This is a genomic window from Emticicia sp. CRIBPO (assembly GCF_009905725.1).
Classification (GTDB): domain Bacteria; phylum Bacteroidota; class Bacteroidia; order Cytophagales; family Spirosomataceae; genus Leadbetterella.
This window is the reverse complement of record NZ_JAAAKV010000008.1, coordinates 127478-145284: the sequence shown is the minus strand read 5'-3', so window position 1 is coordinate 145284 and position 17807 is coordinate 127478. Positions and strand designations below refer to the sequence as shown.

The window sequence follows — 17807 nt, the reverse complement described above, 5'->3', positions numbered from 1 at the left end:
TTAACGGATAGAGATCAATATGAAAAGAGTAATTTTAGGTTTTTTATTAATTTTCAGTTTTAGTAAATCCATCGCAAAATCAGACAGTATTGTTAATCCACAGGTACGATACAGCCCTACAATGATCTGTAACCTGCTCACTTCCAACAACAAGTACATCAAAATTACTTACGGACAACCCTTCAAAAAAGGCAGGGTTATTTTCGGAGAACTGATACCCTACGGCGAAGTCTGGAGAACCGGGGCAAATGAGGCCACAGAGATCAATTTCAGCTGCCCGTTCAAAATCGGAGACCGGCGTTTTGAGAGCGGTACCTACACCCTGTTCACTTTACCGCGTGCAGACTCGTGGGACATCATCCTGAACGCCCGGCTGGGACAATGGGGTGCATTTACCTACGATCCGGGGCAAAACCTTCACCAGTTTCCGGCTAAACCGGTGATAAACACCAATATTTATGAAGGCTTTACGATTGAAATGTTCGAAACAAAAAAAGACGAAATAGAAATCAAATTGCTTTGGGATAACGTTTCCGTTCCGTTTAGGGTAGAATTGCTCAAAGAAAATGAAAGCCACACACCAAAGGCCGGGCTGATAAAGAAAAAGAAGTTTCTGGGTATATTTACAAGGAAATAAGCCGCCGGGAAATCACCTCGTCGCCTGAAATGAGCCGGATGTTGAATATCCCCTTACTCAGCTTGGCCCTCGGAATTTCGATCACGGTGCTGGGATAATCCTTGAAGTCTTTTGCCAGGACCTCCTGCCCCATGCTGTTATACACTTTATATGAAAAGTCCTTATAACCAGGCAGAAGCACCTGCAGCCTGAACTGGTCTTCTATCGTAGGGTTTTCAAGTACCCTCACCTCGAATTTCTCAGCAGCCGGTAAACTGAACTGGGAATTGATCACCAGGCGTCGGCGTCTTTTACTGAGCTCAAGAACCGCTCTTACCCTCCCTTTCTGATCCTGTGTAAAGGTATTCATGCAGGAATCGGGCGTGTAATCCATAAAGTTTTCTATCATGTTTTGGGTGACCATCCCGTTGCAATTGGAAGAAAGCGGCCTGCAGAAATTACTCAGGTTGGCCCTTTCGGTAGGCGGCGTGTCATTACAGAAGTCATCGCCACAGAAAGCATCGCCCCAGGTGTGGATCAGGCCGAGCCAGTGGCCCACTTCATGAGTGACGGTCCGTCCGAATTTGTAAACCCCTGAATTGGAAGTGCCGGTTTGTCTGCCGAATGCTTTATGGTCGATAATGACCCCGTCAATCTGCTCATTGACATCTTCCAGATCAAGCCCGTCAAAATCAGCTCCCGGAAACTCCCCGTAACCCAGGTATCCGTCTTTAATCGACGTTACCCAGATATTCAGGTACTTGTTGGCGTCCCAGTATGAAAGGGACGAGAGCGTATAATTGTCTTTAAATACATCAAACGAGGCCTGGGCAGAATAAGTCCTGGTAATCCCGTTGGTAGGATTGCCTTCAGGATCAACAGAAGCGAGCACAAACTCAATGTTCATGTCGGCACCCACAGGTGAACTGTTAAAACCCGGCGTACCGGATTTTCTCCGGTAATCTTCGTTTAAAACTTTAATCTGGGAGATGATCTGTTCGTCTGAAATGTTGTTGTTTTTATCCCCTCCGATGGTCCCCGAAGCGTTGTTGTGCACCACATGCACCACCACAGGGATTTTAATCAGCCTGTCATCAGACTCAAGGCTTCCTTCTGCTTTGGAATAGTATTGCTGCAGTTTTTTTTCAAAGGCCTGGTGCCTGTTTCTGAGAGATTGCTGTGCTATTTCCTTGATAGCACAGCGAATCTGCGTTTGTCCGTAACCAATAAATGGCAGGCATAATAATATGAAAATTCTAAGCGTCTGCTTTGTCATAAGCTTCGAGGATTTGTACCACCAATGGGTGTCTTACTACGTCCCGTCCGTCCAGCTCAATGAATTTGATCCCGTTGATCTTATCCAGTTTTTTCTGTGCGTCTTCAAGGCCCGATTTTTGATTCTTAGGCAAATCGACCTGCGTTTTATCACCGGTAATGATGATCTTCGAATTAGGGCCCATCCTGGTCAGAAACATCTTGATCTGCATCGGCGTGGTATTCTGGGCTTCATCAAGCAAAATAAAGGCGTGGTTGAGAGTACGGCCACGCATATAAGCCAGAGGAGCGATTTCTATCGTGTTTTTCTCAAGAAACAACTTCAGTTTGTCAGGATGCACCATGTCTTCCAGGGCATCATAGATAGGCCTCAGGTACGGATCTATTTTCTCCTTAAGGTCACCGGGTAAAAAACCAAGATTCTCCCCGGCTTCCACCGCAGGCCTGGTGATGATGATCTTCTTCACGAGCTTGTCTTTCAGGGCCCTCACAGCCAAAGCCACGGCAGTGTAGGTTTTACCTGTTCCGGCCGGTCCGATGGCAAACACAATATCATGGGTCACAGAGGCTTCCACCAGTTTTTTCTGATTCGCCGTTCTGGCTTTCACGATCAGGCCGCGGTTGCCATGGATAATGACGTCGTCGTCAGGCAAAAGGTGCTCTGTGACGTTGGTTTCTCCCTGAATATAGTTCTTGATGCTGTCCGGCGTAAGGTTTCCGAATTTATCGAAATGATTGAGCAGATTATCAATGAGCAGACTGATTTCATTGACTTCCGTTTCAGATCCTTTCAAAACAATCTCGTCGCCCCTGGAGATAATTTTGCTTTTCGGGAAGGCATTGGCTATCTCTTTTATATTCTGATTCTGAATCCCCAGAAACTCATTAAGTGGCAAGGATTCTAGTTTTAAAATTTTCTCTGTCAATTCTCGTTTGGTTTAATGTTTACCCAATATTCTAAAAATTATTCACAATTACATCATACTTTTCCACAAAAAAATAGCTAAAAAAAATAAAGTATTGACAATCAAATCATTATTCATTCCGGCCACTCTTCAGCCCTTTTTTACTATCTTGGATATATTGTGTAATATTACATTAAAATTCAATGACAGCAAATAACAGGACCAAATTAAAATTCCAGAAACTTTGAGCGAATCAACAAATATTGCACAAAAAACGACCTTTTACAAGCAGGAAAGCGGAAAGGTACTACCTCATACCACGGATATGGAAGAGGCGGTTATTGGTGCGATTTTGATCGAAAAAGACGCTTTTTCTCTTATCAACGAACTTCTGACCGTTAAAAGTTTCTACAACACCAGTCATCAGATTATTTTTGAGGCCATCCGTGAATTATATGAGGAATCTGAGCCGATAGATGTACTGAATGTCATCCGTAAACTCAGAAAAAGCGGGACGATTCAGCAGGTCGGCGGATCAAAATATATTGCCTCACTGGCAGGTAAAATCAACTCCTCCACCAACATAGAATACCACGCCATGGCGGTGGCCCAGTCGGCCATCAAGCGGGACATGATCAGGGTGGCAGATGATATCCTGAACGACTCCTATGATGAGCAAAATGATGTCTTTAATCTCCTGGATAAGACAGAACAATCATTCTTCGGGATATCGGAAAAAAACATCCGTAAAAACTACCTGGATGCCAACTCTATCATGAGGCTGACGATAGATGAACTTGAATTCAAGAAAAAGAACAACAGCGATGGTCTTACGGGAGTACCGAGCGGTTTCACCGACCTGGACCGGCTGACCGGTGGCTGGCAGAAAACGGAATTAACGATCATTGCGGCCAGACCCGGTATGGGTAAAACGGCTTTCGTCGTTTCATCCATGCGGAATGCGGCAGTTAACTTTGATACCCCGATTGCCATCTTCTCGCTGGAGATGTCGGCTACCCAGCTGATGCTCAGGATGATTTCTGCTGAAGCGGAAATTGACAGTGAAAAGCTGCGTAAAGGTACCCTTCAGAGCCATGAATGGCAGCAGCTGCACCATAGAATTGACAAATTATCCAAATCTTCCATATTTATTGACGACACCCCTGCCCTTTCGATCCTTGAGCTCAGGGCCAAGTGCCGTCGTTTGAAAGCCCAGCACGATATCCAGATGGTGATCATCGATTACCTTCAGCTGATGACGGGTGACGACGGTTCGGGGATTGCAGGAAACAGGGAACAGGAAATCGCAGCCATTTCAAGGGCTTTGAAAAACCTGGCCAAAGAACTCGACGTGCCGGTACTGGCCCTTTCGCAGCTGAGTCGTGCGGTAGAAACCAGGGGTGGCGATAAAAGACCTCAGCTGTCTGATTTGAGGGAATCCGGTTCCATTGAGCAGGATGCCGATATGGTTATGTTCCTGTACAGACCTGAATATTACAAGATTACGGAAGATGAAAACGGTAACTCCACCGAAGGGGTGGGTGAAGTGATCATCGCGAAAAACCGGGCAGGTACCATTGATACCATTAAACTTCAGTTTATCGGTAAATACACCAAATTCGGTGATCTCAACGCTCCGATGTCAGGTTTCGGTGACAATAACTCGTTCAAAAGCTTCACCGACAATTCAGGGTTCAGTCATTTTGAAAGTCCGAGACAACAACAGGACGACGGACTGAAGACCTTCGGAAGTAAAGCCAATAACAAACCCGATATTGACAGCGACCCTCTGGAAGAGTATCCTTTCTGATTTCCCGTTGTATTTCATTATATTTATCCCCTTGAAAGCAGATTTAGCGAAAGTCTGCCTTTTTTGTATAACTCAACGGTATGGAACCCAGAATCGAAACCCTTTCCCTTAAAAAACTGGTCGGCATAAGCCTGCAAATGTCTATGGCAGACAATAAAACCGCCGAACTCTGGCGGAGCTTCATGCCCAGACGTCAGGAAATCAAAAACAGGCTAAGCCCCGACATGTTTTCTCTTCAGGTATATGAGTCTGCTTTTGATTTTAATCCCGGAACCGTTTTTACCAAATGGGCGGCAGTTGAAGTTCCTGATTTCAGTGCTATCCCCGAAAACATGGCTTCCTTTGAAATTCCGGAAGGGCTTTATGCGGTTTTCTTGCACAAGGGAGCCTCGCCCACCGCGGCCCGCACTTTCGGATACATTTTCGGGGTCTGGTTTCCATCTTCAGACTATGAACTCGATCACAGGCCTCATTTTGAGATTCTAGGAGAAAAATACAAAAACAATGATCCGGATTCTGAAGAAGAAATCTGGTTACCGGTTAAGTTGAAAACATCCTGATTTTTTCTTAAGCCGGGCAATACGGAACCTCATAGTTGATTCTTCTTCCTTTTCATGCGATTTGAATGGTAAAAACTGTTTCAATTATCCGTATATTACAAGCCCTGTATATGGTTATCTTTTCCGGAGCATTCCGGAATAGGTAATTTACAAACAGCCCAACCTCAAATCATGAAACTAAAACTCTGCATTGTATTATTCGTCTCGGCAATTTCTGCCTGCAGCAAAACCGATGACATTTCCGGTCCTTCCGGAGGCACTTACACCGGCACAGGATCTGTAAGCCAGGGCAAAGGCACCACCACCGTCAATAATTTCTTTACCGCCGGGCAAAGGGTTGCAGCACTGGGAACCATCAGCTCTTCTGATAACAAAACCTGGACTGTTCCGGCAGAAGTTAATTTTACAAACACTTCATTTCCTTTCGCTTCCGATTTATTCAACTCCTATGTTCCCGGACATGGTTACAGTACCTCAGCCAACGCCCTGGCAGCCCTGTCAGGCAGTGATGTGGTGACGGTCGATAATTCCGGAGAAATATATACCGCTTACATATTCGCTGATAACTACTTCGAAATGTACGTCAACGGCGTACCCGTAGGTAAAGACCCCGTACCTTATACAGATTTCAACGCTTCAATAGTCAGGTTCAAAGCCTTAAAGCCATTTACCATTGCGGTAAAATGTGTGGACTGGGAAGAAAACCTGGGTTTAGGCACGGAATCTCAAGGCAGTTCAGCTAATTATGTGGGTGACGGTGGATTTGTGGCCGTCATAAAAAACGCCTCGGGTGCCGTCGTAGCCATTACCAACAACACCTGGAAAGCCCAGACTTTTTACACTTCGCCCGTAACCGACCTTTCCTGCCTGACAGAAACCGGGAATTACCGGTATTCGGGTAATTGCTCAACCACTTCGGCTACGGCCAACAGCTATTGCATACACTGGGCACTGCCGGGCAATTGGTTCAATACCTCCTATGATGATTCAGGCTGGCCGGCTGCCAGTACTTTTACCAATGCCAGTGCTGGGGTTGACAACAAATCATCCTATACCAATTTCAGGGATATCTTCGATAACAGTTCTAATGATGCCAGCTTTATCTGGTCAACGAACCTTCTCCTGGACAACCTGGTGCTGCTGAGAAAGAAAGTGGAATAGCAGGCAGAGAAAAAATTTATTTCACATTCATAGTCTGAAAAAGCTTAAAATTTTGTTGTATCCATGCCGCCTTGAAGCAAAGGCGGTTGAAGACGCAATATTGAAATCTCATTTTAATACCTGGAAAAATGACAGAAAGGAAATCACTGGCCTACTGTGTGGCAGATGTATTTACAAAAAGCAGCTATAAAGGCAATCCTCTGGCGGTCGTATTTACAGCCGGAAACCTGGAGCCGGGTCAGTATGAAAACATCTCAAAAGAATTCGGTTATTCTGAAACTTCGTTTGTTTATTACTCAGAAATTCAGAAAGCACTCAACATCCGTTCTTTTACCCCAACCGGTTTTGAAGTTGACGGTGCCGGTCACAATTTACTGGGAGCGGTCTGTGCCGCCTTAATCAGGGGAATGGAAATTTTTAAAGACCAGGGTTTAGATCATTTTGTTATCATGAAAGAAAACCCGATATTCCTTGCCATAAGTTATGACGGGATGACTCCGGTTGTTAAAATGCAGCAAAAACCTGCCGTAAAAGGGCACACTATTTCTTCGGAGCCGCTTGCCGGTGCCCTCGGATTGAGTATTGAGGACTTTACGCTCAGGGGCCTTGCCCCGGCTGTTGTGAGCACAGAAGTTTCCCACCTGATGGTTCCTGTCACTTCATCTGCGATTTTGAATAGCATTAAGCCGGATAATCACCAACTCATCAGTCTTTCCAAACAGTTTGATTTTGAAGGGTTCTATTGCTTCACACTGAATGACGAAGCCGAAGGCTATGTAGCGGAATCCCGTTTTTTTAACCCGCTGATCGGAATTGATGAGGACGCCGCAACGGGAACAGCCGCAGGCCCCTTAGCAGGATTTCTGCATATGAATGAGCTGATAAAGGCCGGTAATGAATACCGGATTCTGCAAGGCGTAAAATTAAACCAACCCTCTTTAATTGATGTCATGGTAAGGAAAGATGATATCCTGGTCGGTGGTTCTTCGGTAATCACCATGCAGGGTGAAATTTATTTATAAAAAACTATATTTCGGACCGGAATTGAAACAGAGCAAAAGATGAACACTGATAATCTCCTCAAACAAATAAGTTTTATCAAGGAAATAGACAAACTCAAATATATCCAGCGTAAAACGAAGCTTTTTAACAGCGACAGGAACGAAAATGACGCAGAACATAGCTGGCACCTGGCCATGATGGCGATTGTCCTGGCTGAGCATTCCGACAGGCCTGTTGATATTTTGAAAGTGGTCAAAATGGTCCTTATTCATGATATCGTTGAAATAGACGCAGGCGACACCTTTATTTACGATACTGTAAAAAATCACACCAATACTGACGAAGAACTGGAAGCGGCAAAAAGGATCTTCGGACTGCTGCCCTCAGAACAGGCGGAAGAGTATATCGACATCTGGAAAGAATTTGAAGACGGCCTGACGGATGAAGCCAAATTTGCCAGATCAATGGACAGGCTTGAACCTTTGCTTCAAAACACATCAAATAATGGCGGCACCTGGGCAGAATTCAATGTAGATTACCAGAAAGTGTACGACAAAAAGAAAGTCATCAAAAACGGCTCTGCCACCATCTGGAATTACGCAGAAAACCTGCTCAATGAAAGCGTTGAGAAAGGAATCCTGAAGAAGATGACGGAGTAAGAAATAAGGAACAGGGACAAAGGAGTAAAGACAAAGAAAAGGTAGCACGAACGTACCCGGATCTGCTGAGACGTTTCATGCCGTGTTCCGGACTTAAATCCAGGAAAAAAATGCATCAACTTCTCGAACACATAAGGAGCTGCCGTGTTTGTGCAGAACATCTGAAAGACGGCGTTAACCCGGTGGTCGAGGCCAGTTCCGGAAGCAAGATCATGATCATCGGCCAAGCTCCAGGGCGGAAAGTGCATGAATCCGGTATTCCATGGAACGACAAAAGCGGAGATAACCTGCGGACATGGCTTGGGGTTGACAAGGCTACATTTTATGACACCAGCCTTATGGCGATTATGCCCATGGGCTTTTGTTTTCCAGGCAAAGGAAAAACAGGAGATCTGCCCCCAAGACCGGAATGTGCTCCTTTATGGCATCAGAAATTACTGGAGAAAATGCCGGAGATAAAAATCACGCTGCTGATCGGACAATATGCCCAGCAATATTACCTGAAAGAAAGGGCCCGGGAAACACTGACTGAAACCGTCCGCAATTTCAAAGAATACCTGCCCGGATACTTCCCTTTACCTCACCCCTCCCCGAGGAACAACATCTGGCAGAGGAAAAATGAATGGTTTCCTGAAGAAGTCCTGCCGGAACTGAAAGCACGCATCCAATCCGTGATCTGCTAATGTAATGCAGAATTTCAAATTCTGTTGGGAGGTATAATCCAATTGAATTATCTTCGGCACATGAGTTTAGCCTTAAGACAACATTTTGAAAAAATGATACCCCTGTCAGACCAGGAGTTTGACTACCTCTTGTCTCATTTTACTACAAAAAAACTCAGAAAACACCAGTTCCTCGTGCAGGAAGGTGATTTTGTCATGAACGATTATTTTGTCGTCAAAGGTCTGCTGAAAGCGTATCATACAGACCAGGAAGGCAAAGATCATATACTACAGTTTGCGATGGAAGACTGGTGGATTACTGATTACCAGGCTTATTTCAGTCAGTCGCCGGCTAGTCTTACCATAGACTGTGTTGAAGAGGTCGAATTGCTCTGCCTTTCCTTACAAAACCGCGATAAAATCTGTGCAGAATTGCATAAAATAGAGAATTTTTTCCGACGCAAGTCCAACTCCGGCTACATTGCACTGCAACGCAGGATCTTATCTTTACTCAACAGCAACGCCAAAGAGCGGTACGAGCAGCTTCTGCAGCAATATCCCGGCTTGTTTCAGCGGGTTCCTAAAACGCTGATTGCTTCTTACTTAGGTGTTTCCAGAGAGACTCTGAGCCGCCTGGTGTGACTTATGTCACATTAAATCTGTGACATTTCTCCTGTATCATCATTCCCCTTATCCCGAATTTTGTGTCATCAAATTCAAACGATACAAAATGAAAAGAGTTTCAGGACGAAATACCGGCCAAACCATCACCAGGGGAATCATGATTATGGCAGCTTGCATCATGTTCTCTCTTAACCATCAGGCAACTGCACAAACCAAAAAACCAACAAAATGAAAAACAAGGTATTATTTGTGGTAACAAGCCACGACAAAAAAGGCGACACAGGTCAGCCGACAGGTTATTATTTAGGTGAAGTTTCTCATCCGTGGGAAGTACTACATGAAGCAGGTTATGAAATCGATTTTGTAAGCCCAAAAGGTGGAAAAGCCCCTGTCGACGGTTTTGACCTGGAAGACCCGGCCAACAAAAAATTCTGGGAAGATGAGAAATACCACAGAAAGGTTGAGCACACCAGGAAGCCTGAAGAAATCAATCCTGAAGAGTACGCCGCCATCTTTTATGCAGGCGGGCATGGGGCCATGTGGGGATTTGGCAGATAATGCCAGGCTGGCTGAAATTGCCGCGAAAATTTATGACAACAACGGTATAGTCAGTGCCGTTTGTCACGGACCTGCAGGATTAGTCAACATCAGACTCAGCAATGGAAAATACCTGGTAGACGGAAAGAAAATCAATGCCTTCACCAATGAAGAAGAAGCAGCTGTTGGTCTTGAAAAAGTAGTGCCTTTTATGCTGGAAACCACTTTGATTGAACGTGGTGCAAAATTCGAGAAATCAGGACTCTGGCAAAACCATGTGACCACAGACCAGAGGGTGATCACCGGGCAAAACCCGCAGTCAGCAAAAAGTGTAGGTGAAGCCGTATTGACGGAACTGAAGAAGCTGAAATAATCAGGTTCTTTTCAGATATGAATGATGAGCAAGGCTACGGAAGTGGCCTTGTTTTTTTACTTAATTTAGAACTAAAAAGTGACCTGGATAATCAATTGTCGTCCAAATGACATACTTAATCATTCATGGAATTATGAAAACAATAAAAGGATCCAACGAAAAGAAAATTTACGGAGTGGAGATTGATAACTCCCTGAGTATCTATAAAAACATGCCCATTTGCCAGGATAAAGTTGATAAAGCGAATGAAGTGCTGAAAACAGCCGGAATACCCAAACCGGCTTTTAAATAAGCCCGTTTTATGATTCAGTGGCCGTCCCTCCTGCTACTGAATTAAACTTTGCTCACAGACTCGTCCCCTCATTTATCTTCTTCAGCAAAACCTTCATCAGCCTGTTTCTCCCTGTTGTTTTCAGGCAAACAATCAGTGAACTTATTTTTCAGAAATAAACCCAAAAAACCGTGACCAAAGGCAGAATCCGGCGTCTTAATTAAAACAACTAAAAATTTAGTTACTCACAACCCGGATGAAGTCATCAGTCTACAAATTTAAAACAGAGGAAACCCTGACGGTTTTCGAATTTATCAGTGAAGGTCCGAAAGGTAAAATAACCAAGATCGTAAAGTTCAATCCAACCACCATACCCGGCTTTTACAACCTTACAGTGGGTGATAAAAATCTTCTTACCAACGGTATCAATGATAAAGCGATCTCTGATAATGGGGATACAGACCGGGTACTTGCGACCATCATCTCTGCCATTTATGCCTTTACCACCAGCAAAAAGGAAGCCTGGGTTTATGCCATAGCCAATACTAAATCCAGGGCCAGGTTTTACAGAATGGGTATCAATAAATATTTTTCCGGGATTCAGAAAGACTTTGACCTGTTCGGATTTTACGGTGGTGGCTGGGAAAAATTCAGGAAAGAAGCAGATTACATAGCTTTTGCCTTAAAAAGGAAGTGATCTCCAGAAAATATTTGCTCCAAAAGTGTGACATTCCTGATCTTACTGCGAATAATTCAATAACTTATTTAAGATTGATTATTTTCAAACATGAATCAAAAAACAATGAAGACTGAATATTTTGTATCCCCTGACCCGATTTCCGCAAAAGTATGAATAACAGGACTGAAATATTTCTTTCTGTCATTCAGACGCATAAGGGCATCCTTTATAAAGTAGCCAACTCTTACTGCTATGATCCTGAAGACCGGAAGGATCTCATACAGGAAATCACCGTGCAGTTATGGAAATCATTCGACAACTACTCGGATCAATACAAATATTCGACCTGGATATATCGTATTGCCCTGAACGTTGCCATTTCCTTTTACAGAAAAGAAAACCACAGGAAACAGGTTTCCGATCCGCTGAATGAAGGCATTCTGAATTTCACAGACCCGGGCCCATCTGCGGATATGGATGAAAACGTAAGATTTTTGCAACAATTCATTGCTGAACTCAAAGAACTCGACAAAGCCCTGATGCTGCTCTATCTTGAAGAAAAAACCCACAGAGAAATCGCTGAGATCATGGGTATATCAGAAACCAACGTGACCACTAAAATCGGGAGAATCAAAAAAGTATTAAAACAGAAATTTTCAAACATCAGAAATCAATAATCATGGAAGACGCAGAAATCATCAACCTTTGGAAATCTTATCACAAAAAGCTTGACGAGAGCCTATCGATCAATAAAAAGAACACAGAAGACATCACCAAACTCAAGGTCCGGTCTTTTCTGATGTCAATGAAACCGATAAAAATCTTTACCATCCTGGCAGGCATTGCATGGGTGGGGTTTGTAGATGTCATTATTATAGCTCTTTTTCAGGAAGCCAGTCCGTTTTTCATCGTTTCTGCCGGAATACAGGTCATACTGACCAAAATCGCCATCGGGATTTATGTTTACCAGCTTGTGCTGATGCACCAGATGGACATCAGTGAGTCGGTGATATCGGCCCAGAACAAACTGGCGAATCTGAAATTATCCACCCTTTGGGTGACCAGGGTGCTCTTTCTGCAGCTTCCTGTATGGACGACCTTTTATTGCACCGTTAATATGTTTAAATACGGAAATCCGGTTGGTCTGGCGATACAGGTATTGATAACGCTCTTGTTTACCTTCGCGGCTGTATGGCTTTTCTTCAATATCAGGTATGAGAATGTGGGCAAGAAGTGGTTTCAGCTTATTTTCAACGGAATAGAATGGAATCCGATTGTCAAATCAATGGAACTGCTGGGTCAGATAGAAGAATACAAAACAGGCAACCACACTTTGAATGAAAATCTGAGTTATTAAGAAGCTCCATGATCGTTGTTTCCCGACAGAAGCCGGCAAGGCTTCTGTTTTTAGGTGTCTGATTATATCATATCTTACTTTATCCCGGCTTCTTTTTTCAGCTCTTCAGAGGTTTTCCTGCTGCCGTCAGGAGACCAGCCGGGCGGGGCAAAAATATATTTGAAGGCATTTTTCAATGAACCGGCATTAGCCAGGTCTTTTGCCATATCTACCCACTCACTGAAGGCAATTTTAATGGGGTTGTAGCTATTCAGGTTACTGACAAGACCATATGTAGGCCTTTCTTTTTCTTCCACAAAAGTACCGAACATCCTGTCCCAGATAATAAGTATACCGGCATAATTGGCGTCCAGGTATTTTATGTCGGAGCCATGATGCACGCGGTGGTGTGAGGGCGTATTGAAAATATACTCAAAAGGCCTCCACATTTTATTGATGGCCTCCGTGTGTATCCAATACTGGTATAACAAACTGATTTGCTGCATAGTCAGGATAACAATCGGGTTGAAGCCCACAAAAGGCATCCATAAATAGAAAACAAACGAGCCGCTGGCATTGCCTGTCCATGTCTGACGGAGGGCCGTGGCCAGGTTGTATTTTTCAGAAGAGTGGTGTACTTTGTGCGAGGCCCAGAACCAGCGGATCAGGTGGGCTTCCCTGTGAAACCAGTAATAGCTGAAATCGTCGGCAAAAAACGCCAGCACCCACACCCACCATTGGGACGTATCCAGCGTAAAAAATCTGAAATTCTCATACAGAAAAGTATATATCCCGAAAATAAGTGCTTTGGTAAACAAACCGGTGAAAACATTCCCCAAGCCCAAAGCAATGGAAGTGTAGGAATCTTTGGCCTCAATCCACCTCTCCCGCTGCTCACGGGTAATCAGTACGGCCTCTAAAATTACCGTTACTACAAAGAAAGGAATCGCATAAATGATCAGATTGGGTTCCATAGTCAAAGGTGTTATGCGTGCATAATATAACAAATATAGATAAATCCATTTTCAGCTCAAATCAGGAGCCCGAAAATTTTAAAATGCCATTATCCGTAAAAAACGAAAGGATTGCGAATCCGGATTATCCGGATTCGCAATCCCGCCGCCTTACGTATATAATAAGAATTATTTCAGCTCCAGTCCTACCACGTTCTCCACATGATGGGTATGCGGAAACATGTCTACCGGTTTTACTTCTGTGATTTTGTATTTTTCCGAGAGCAGTGACAAGTCTCTGGCCTGGGTGGCAGGGTTACAGCTTACATAGACTATCCTTTTCGGAGCAGCCCTTAGAATGGTATCCACGACCTCTTTGCTCATACCGGCTCGCGGCGGGTCGGTGATGATGACATCCGGCTGACCATTCTTCTCAATGAAAGCATCGGTGAGTACTTTGGTCATGTCACCTGCAAAGAAAGAGGTATTGCTGATGTTATTGATCTCAGAATTTACTTTGGCGTCTTCAATGGCTTCCTCGATGTATTCCACCCCTACTACTTTTTTAGCCTGACGGGCCACAAAATTGGCGATGGTGCCCGTTCCGGTATACAAGTCATATACCACGTCATTGTCGGTGATTTTGGCGAAATCACGGGTGATCTTATACAGCTCGTATGCCTGCTCTGAGTTGGTCTGGTAAAACGACTTCACTCCGATCCTGAATTTCAGGCCTTCCATTTCTTCGGTGATGTACGGCGTACCGTAAACACAAACCGGTTCCAGGTCAAAGTAGGTATCGTTCCTTTTGGTATTAATGAAATAATTGACCGAGGTGATTTGCGGAAACGTTTCAATGAACTTATCCAGGATGTCCTTAATCACTTCCTGGTTGTTCTGGGCAAACTGCACCACCACCATCACGTCACCCGTGGTACTCGTCCTGATCATCAGGTTTCTCATAAAACCCTCATGGATCACGTGGTCATAAAAAGAAAGACCGTGGCTGTGGGCATATTCCCCGAAAAAATCCCTGATGGCATTAGACGGATCACCCTGCAGATAGCATTTGTCGATCGGAAGTACTTTGTCGAACCTGCCCGGGACATGGAAGCCCAGCGAGTTCTTATTGATATCATCTTCCGACTGAATTTCGGCATTGGTAAGCCAACGGCTGTTTGAGAAAGTAAACTCGAGTTTATTCCTGTAGAATTGTGTCTTTGCAGAACCCAATATCGGCCAGACTTCGCCTATCGGCAGTTTCCCTATCCTGACCAGCTGATCGTTGACCTGCTGCCATTTCTGCTGCAATTGCCTGTCGTAAGGTACATGTTGCCATTTGCAGCCTCCACAGACGCCGAAATGGCTGCAAAAAGCCTCAATACGATCCGGTGAATAACTGTACGTTTCCAATATTCTTCCTTCAGAATAGTTTTTCTTCTTTTTTGACACGAGAAGTTTTACTTCATCACCCGGGGCCACGTTGCTTCCTGCCACAAAAATCACTTCTCCTTCATGCTTGACAATGCACTTCCCCTCCGCCGCAAAATCGTGGATAACCGCCCTTTCGATGACTCTATTCTTATTCTTCTTCATTTTTTTATTAAATTGATCACCAAGTGAGGCCGGGAATCAAAATGGAATATTAATTTTGCAAATACTTAAAATATAAAATGCCGAGCACCAACCTGAATAATTTGAACAATTTTAATAAGCTCACTACTGCTCTTCAGCAGAAGGTATCAGAAACAGGCCAAAGAGCAAATCTCAATATCAAAAGCAATTTAAAACAAAAAAGCGATGAAGTTTCATCGCTTTGTGATCCCGCTGGGATTCGAACCCAGGACCCATACATTAAAAGTGTATTGCTCTACCAGCTGAGCTACGGAATCTCGAAAGATTCTAAATTTGAAAGTGATCCCGCTGGGATTCGAACCCAGGACCCATACATTAAAAGTGTATTGCTCTACCAGCTGAGCTACGGAATCTTACAATCTTGAGGATATTGCCCCTCTCAAATGCGGATGCAAAACTATAAATTTATGCTCAGAATGCCAAATTACTATTTAAAAATATCGAAAATTTTTCTTCTTTTTTTTGTACTATTTTTACAAGTTACTGATTCTAAGGCTCAAAAAAAACTAGCCGAAAAAGCAGATTCTTTGTTTAGTTATAAAAAATATGAGGAAGCTGCAATTGTGTATAAGTCACTTTTAAGGGCAAATCAGGTCAACAGGAAGAACGCTTTCCTTAAACTTTCCTATATTTATGAAAATTCGGGTGATTACCCGCAGGCTCTCTACTACCTCAACAACTATTATAACCTCAACCCCGGCGACAAGGTGTTCGACAAAATGAACCAGATAGCCCTAGAAAACAAGTATTCCGGTTTTGACAGGACTGACCTTAACTTTTTACTGATGCTGTACCAGCAATATTTCAATTACCTGGTGATATTCCTTGTTGTCGTGGCCCTTTATATCTTCTGGATCCTGGTCCGGAAAAAATACTTTCATCAAGGCGTCAGCGGAAGAAACATCGCGATTATACTGCTTTACCTGGTCTTCCTGCTTGGATTGATCAATGCTCCCGGCAATTACAAGTCGGGCATCATCAAATCCAAAAGGGCTTATCTCAGAACGCAGCCCACTGCCGCAGCAGCCATTGAAGGCTTCATTACAGAAGGCAATAAGCTGAATGTACTTGGACAGGATGATATCTGGCTCAAAGTACTCTGGAAACGTAAACTGGTGTTTATCAAGAGATCTGATCTATGGCTGGTGGAGAACTAGGTCATAATTTTACCCATTCCAGAACGGCGGACACTCTCATTGCAAAATAATCTCAAAGCCTTTTTACTACCTGCAAATTCTGTACTTACCCCTCCGGCGGACAGGGTAAGCACAAAAATCAGTTTTACGCAGATATGATTTATTTAGCTTGAAAATATCTCGAGGCAAAATCTATAAACACAGGCCAGTTGGGTGCCGGAGTATGCCCTCCTTTGTGCTGACGAAAGGCAATTTCTCCGCTGATCAGCGATGTTTCAATGGCAGGAAACTCTGAGGTCCCCAAATCCTTTTTGCCCAGCAGTCGATAAACCGGACCGGCAGCATCGGCGGCCATAAACATCCCCTTCACATCCACCCAGCCATCACCTTTGTCTCCGGCTCCTATAAATACCGGCCTGGGAGCACATAAAGCGATCAGCTCGTGAGAATCTACCGGGAGGTCTTTCCATTGCAAGGGCCCAGCGTACTTGATGAAATTGCCCGCCATCCAGTGATACTCACCCGATGCGGCTACATTTTCTACAATTTCTCCGGCGTTTCTGCGGTGCAGCTTGGCTCCGCCTTCACCCGAAGAGCTGATATAACCGATCGCAAACCGTTGATCATAAGCCATCGTTACCAAAGCAGCTTTCCCATATCTTGAATGCCCCTCCACCCCTACTTTCTTTGCGTCTACAGCCGGGTCTGTCTCAAAATAATCCAACGCCCGTGAAGCTCCCCAGGCCCAGGCTTTTAAGGCTCCCCAATCGTCAGGTTTTCTGTGATTGCCTTTGTTGACCAGACCAATGATACCGCTTTTCAGACCTGCCCCGTTATCGGCCTGGATGCTTGTCGGAATAATGACAGCGTATCCCCAGCCCTTCGCCAGCAGCTGCTGTTGCCAGGTAGGTTCATTCGCAGGCGGAGCTTGTGGCCGCATGCCGGGAGGAAACACAAAACTAAGTTCCATCATGACAGGAACGGGCCCTTTAGCCTCTACGGGAGTCGTGAGCGTCAATTGAATATCCACTTTGATGTCACGGAAAGAAGCATTATCAACCCTTCCGATGAGCTTTTTGGTCACCACAGCAAACTCCCCGTTTTTTTCAAGGGCGGCACTCATCAGTTCCCATTTCACCTTCGGAAGATTCGCGGGAGTTCTTCCGTACACTTCCTGGTCAAAATCTTCCAGTATTTCGGCTCTCCGGCTGTCCCACCACACCTGGGCGGACTTTACTTTTTTTCCGTTTTTCAATGTGAGCGGATCTGGCAATTCCGGATAAGGGTTGGCCTTGGATTCGTCATAATTGGCCGCATTAGGAGCTTTGGGATCAGAGCCGTTGGCTCCTTGTCTGAGGGTAGTGATACCAAGCTGCGACAGCATCTGCTGATGGTCAGCCCTGGTGTCCCTTTGCATTTTTGCAAACAGGCTGTCCTGTTCAGGCGTCCGTCTTGGCTGCTGGGCGTTTCCGGCAGAAAGGAATGCCATAGAAACGGCATAGCTCCAGATGAGCTTTTTCAATGTTTTCATTTTATTTTTTTAAGGTTGAACACAATCAAACACCTGTTTAACAGGCACTTAAAACTTTTATAACAGATAGGATTTTTAGTTC

21 protein-coding genes and 2 tRNA genes are annotated in these 17807 nt (G+C 44.4%); 16 read left to right on the top strand and 7 right to left on the bottom strand.

Going from position 1 to position 17807, the window contains the following annotated elements:
• The first annotated feature begins 19 nt into the window (after positions 1-19).
• Complete coding sequence (locus GVN16_RS17415; protein ID WP_166565203.1) at positions 20-637, top strand: DUF2911 domain-containing protein; 618 nt, start codon at positions 20-22, stop codon at positions 635-637.
• Here the strand turns inward: GVN16_RS17415 and GVN16_RS17410 are convergent.
• Positions 624-1892, bottom strand: a complete 1269-nt coding sequence (locus GVN16_RS17410) for a M43 family zinc metalloprotease (protein ID WP_166565202.1) — start codon at positions 1890-1892, stop codon at positions 624-626. The two genes, GVN16_RS17415 and GVN16_RS17410, sit on opposite strands and share 14 nt — an antisense overlap.
• Entirely contained in the window at positions 1873-2817 is a 945-nt protein-coding gene (locus GVN16_RS17405; RefSeq protein ID WP_166565201.1) for a PhoH family protein, read from the bottom strand. The genes GVN16_RS17410 and GVN16_RS17405 overlap by 20 nt, the downstream gene beginning before the upstream one ends.
• A gap of 223 nt (positions 2818-3040) precedes the next feature.
• On the opposite strand from GVN16_RS17405, the gene dnaB reads away from it, so the two are divergent.
• From dnaB to GVN16_RS17345, 14 genes are all read left to right on the top strand, one after another.
• Positions 3041-4606 (top strand): replicative DNA helicase, encoded by a 1566-nt coding sequence (dnaB, locus tag GVN16_RS17400; RefSeq protein ID WP_229244223.1) that lies wholly within the window; start codon positions 3041-3043, stop codon positions 4604-4606.
• Between the two features lie 80 nt (positions 4607-4686).
• Positions 4687-5166, top strand: coding sequence for a GyrI-like domain-containing protein (locus GVN16_RS17395; RefSeq protein WP_166565200.1), 480 nt, complete (start codon positions 4687-4689; stop codon positions 5164-5166).
• 171 nt (positions 5167-5337) lie between these two features.
• Positions 5338-6327 (top strand): hypothetical protein, encoded by a 990-nt coding sequence (locus GVN16_RS17390; protein WP_166565199.1) that lies wholly within the window; start codon positions 5338-5340, stop codon positions 6325-6327.
• Positions 6328-6455: 128 nt separating this feature from the next.
• Positions 6456-7349, top strand: a complete 894-nt coding sequence (locus GVN16_RS17385) for a PhzF family phenazine biosynthesis protein (RefSeq protein ID WP_166565198.1) — start codon at positions 6456-6458, stop codon at positions 7347-7349.
• 39 nt (positions 7350-7388) lie between these two features.
• Positions 7389-7988, top strand: coding sequence for an HD family hydrolase (locus GVN16_RS17380; RefSeq protein ID WP_166565197.1), 600 nt, complete (start codon positions 7389-7391; stop codon positions 7986-7988).
• A 110-nt stretch (positions 7989-8098) separates the two neighbouring features.
• Positions 8099-8671, top strand: a complete 573-nt coding sequence (locus tag GVN16_RS17375) for a uracil-DNA glycosylase family protein (RefSeq protein ID WP_166565196.1) — start codon at positions 8099-8101, stop codon at positions 8669-8671.
• A 93-nt stretch (positions 8672-8764) separates the two neighbouring features.
• Positions 8765-9292 (top strand): Crp/Fnr family transcriptional regulator, encoded by a 528-nt coding sequence (locus GVN16_RS17370; protein ID WP_229244222.1) that lies wholly within the window; start codon positions 8765-8767, stop codon positions 9290-9292.
• Positions 9293-9380: 88 nt separating this feature from the next.
• Entirely contained in the window at positions 9381-9506 is a 126-nt protein-coding gene (locus GVN16_RS26215; protein WP_255490291.1) for a hypothetical protein, read from the top strand.
• A complete protein-coding gene (locus tag GVN16_RS26010; RefSeq protein WP_205748901.1) occupies positions 9503-9832 on the top strand; it encodes a hypothetical protein in 330 nt (109 codons plus the stop codon). Before GVN16_RS26215 ends, GVN16_RS26010 begins: the two co-directional genes overlap by 4 nt.
• On the top strand, positions 9714-10184 hold the full coding sequence (locus GVN16_RS17365; RefSeq protein WP_205748900.1) for a type 1 glutamine amidotransferase domain-containing protein: 471 nt from the start codon (positions 9714-9716) through the stop codon (positions 10182-10184). The genes GVN16_RS26010 and GVN16_RS17365 overlap by 119 nt, the downstream gene beginning before the upstream one ends.
• Positions 10185-10317: 133 nt before the next feature.
• Positions 10318-10476, top strand: coding sequence for a hypothetical protein (locus tag GVN16_RS17360; RefSeq protein ID WP_166565194.1), 159 nt, complete (start codon positions 10318-10320; stop codon positions 10474-10476).
• Positions 10477-10711: 235 nt separating this feature from the next.
• The gene (locus GVN16_RS17355) at positions 10712-11152 is read left to right on the top strand and encodes a DUF6934 family protein (RefSeq protein WP_166565193.1); all 441 of its coding nucleotides are present in this window, start codon (positions 10712-10714) and stop codon (positions 11150-11152) included.
• Positions 11153-11304: 152 nt separating this feature from the next.
• The gene (locus GVN16_RS17350) at positions 11305-11811 is read left to right on the top strand and encodes an RNA polymerase sigma factor (protein WP_166565192.1); all 507 of its coding nucleotides are present in this window, start codon (positions 11305-11307) and stop codon (positions 11809-11811) included.
• A gap of 2 nt (positions 11812-11813) precedes the next feature.
• Positions 11814-12491: a hypothetical protein gene (locus GVN16_RS17345; protein ID WP_166565191.1), complete on the top strand. Its 678-nt coding sequence runs from the start codon at positions 11814-11816 to the stop codon at positions 12489-12491.
• A gap of 74 nt (positions 12492-12565) precedes the next feature.
• On the opposite strand, the gene GVN16_RS17340 is transcribed toward GVN16_RS17345, so the two are convergent.
• From GVN16_RS17340 to GVN16_RS17325, 4 genes are all read right to left on the bottom strand, one after another.
• Positions 12566-13444 (bottom strand): sterol desaturase family protein, encoded by an 879-nt coding sequence (locus GVN16_RS17340; RefSeq protein ID WP_166565190.1) that lies wholly within the window; start codon positions 13442-13444, stop codon positions 12566-12568.
• Positions 13445-13612: 168 nt separating this feature from the next.
• Complete coding sequence (gene rlmD, locus GVN16_RS17335; RefSeq protein ID WP_166565189.1) at positions 13613-15019, bottom strand: 23S rRNA (uracil(1939)-C(5))-methyltransferase RlmD; 1407 nt, start codon at positions 15017-15019, stop codon at positions 13613-13615.
• A gap of 223 nt (positions 15020-15242) precedes the next feature.
• Positions 15243-15315 (bottom strand) — tRNA-Lys (locus GVN16_RS17330).
• 23 nt (positions 15316-15338) lie between these two features.
• Positions 15339-15411 (bottom strand) — tRNA-Lys (locus GVN16_RS17325).
• A gap of 174 nt (positions 15412-15585) precedes the next feature.
• Between GVN16_RS17325 and GVN16_RS17320 the strand changes: the two genes are divergently transcribed.
• The gene (locus GVN16_RS17320; RefSeq protein ID WP_166565188.1) at positions 15586-16215 is read left to right on the top strand and encodes an SH3 domain-containing protein; all 630 of its coding nucleotides are present in this window, start codon (positions 15586-15588) and stop codon (positions 16213-16215) included.
• Positions 16216-16354: 139 nt separating this feature from the next.
• Here GVN16_RS17320 and GVN16_RS17315 read toward each other — a convergent pair whose 3' ends face one another.
• Positions 16355-17725: a S9 family peptidase gene (locus tag GVN16_RS17315; RefSeq protein ID WP_229244221.1), complete on the bottom strand. Its 1371-nt coding sequence runs from the start codon at positions 17723-17725 to the stop codon at positions 16355-16357.
• Positions 17726-17807: the final 82 nt, after the last annotated feature.